Annotated in this window: 1 protein-coding gene; it reads right to left on the minus strand. The window is 60.5% G+C overall.

The genetic code is table 11. From position 1 onward, the window contains the following. Positions 1-17: 17 nt before the first annotated feature. Positions 18-1,175, minus strand: coding sequence for an IS30 family transposase (locus ACSVIE_RS21050; protein WP_442425152.1), 1,158 nt, complete (start codon positions 1,173-1,175; stop codon positions 18-20). Between the last annotated feature and the right edge of the window lie 67 nt (positions 1,176-1,242).

Here is a 1,242-nt window from a genome sequence, read left to right on the forward strand (position 1 = left end):
GGGGCGGTTTCTAGCGGTTATCGCAACAGGAAGGTTCTGATCATCTCATTTGGGGTGCAGAAGTCGAATCGTTGGCGGGGTCTGTCGTTGAGTTCGTGGGCGACGTAGTCGAGGTCGGTTTGGCTGTAGATGCTTAGGTCTGCACCTTTGGGGAAGTACTGGCGCAGGAGCCCGTTGGTGTTCTCGTTCGAGCCGCGTTGCCAAGGTGAGTGGGGATCGCAGAAGTAGATGTCGATGTCGGCTGCGATCTTCACTTCCTTGTGCCTGTGCATTTCAGTGCCTTGGTCCCAGGTCAGTGAGAGCCTCAGTTCGTCGGGAAGGGCGCCCATTTTGCGGATCAGCCCATCCCGGACGGCCTCGGCACGGTTCTGATCTGTGGGGATATGGACGAGCATCACGAACCCGGTGGTGCGCTCCACAACGGTGCCGATGGCGGTTTTTCCGTCCTTGCCGACGATCAGGTCCCCTTCCCAATGCCCTGGCACGGCACGGTCTTCGACTTCGGCGGGGCGGTCGGCGATCATGACCATGCCTGGGATTCTGCCGCGGCGTTCGTCGGGGCGGCGTTGGGGTTTGCGCAGGGTCCGGCCGGTGCGCAGGTTCTTGACCAGTTCCCGCTTCAGTCCGCCCCGGGACTCGAGATAGAGGGACTGGTAGATGGTCTCGTGTGACACCCACATCTCCGGGTTGTTCGGGTGGTCCTTGCGGAGTCTGCCGGCGATCTGGACCGGTGAGTCTTTCTTTTCGAGTCGCTTTTCGACTTCCAGGCGCAAGGGTTTGTTGCTGTTGAGCTTAGCGGTCTTGGGCCTGGCTGCCCGGGCATGGGCGCGGGCATGGGCAGTAGTGGCCCGGTAGTAGTAGACCTCATCAGCGTTACGACGTAGTTCCCGAGATATCGTCGAGGGCGACCGGCCCAACCGCTTGGCGATCTCACGGATGGATTCCTTGCCCCTGAGCAAAGCGATCTGCTCGCGTTCATCAAAGGACAGCGAACGCCCGGTAAGGGTCCGACCCCTGCGGGGCCGGACCCCTCCCGAGGACCTCAGTTCACGCCGAACGGTCGTGATGGACCAGCCAACGGACTCTCCCGCTTCCTCAAAACGGGAGCCTTCCGCTACCTGCTGCCAGAACGACTGAACAACCTCAGCAACCAAACGACTTGAGAACTTCACCATGGCAATCGACACCCTTCAATAATCAGGCGTTGCGATCACCGCATGATACGAAGGGCTCAAAACGCGC

It is taken from the genome of Paenarthrobacter sp. NCHU4564 (assembly GCF_052156435.1).
In the GTDB taxonomy this organism is placed as follows: Bacteria; Actinomycetota; Actinomycetes; order Actinomycetales; family Micrococcaceae; genus Arthrobacter.

Coding starts and splice junctions, on each gene's coding strand:
- ACSVIE_RS21050 (WP_442425152.1), bottom strand. CDS start 1,175: ATGGTGAAGTTCTCAAGTCGTTTGGTTGCTGAGGTTGTTCAGTCGTTC.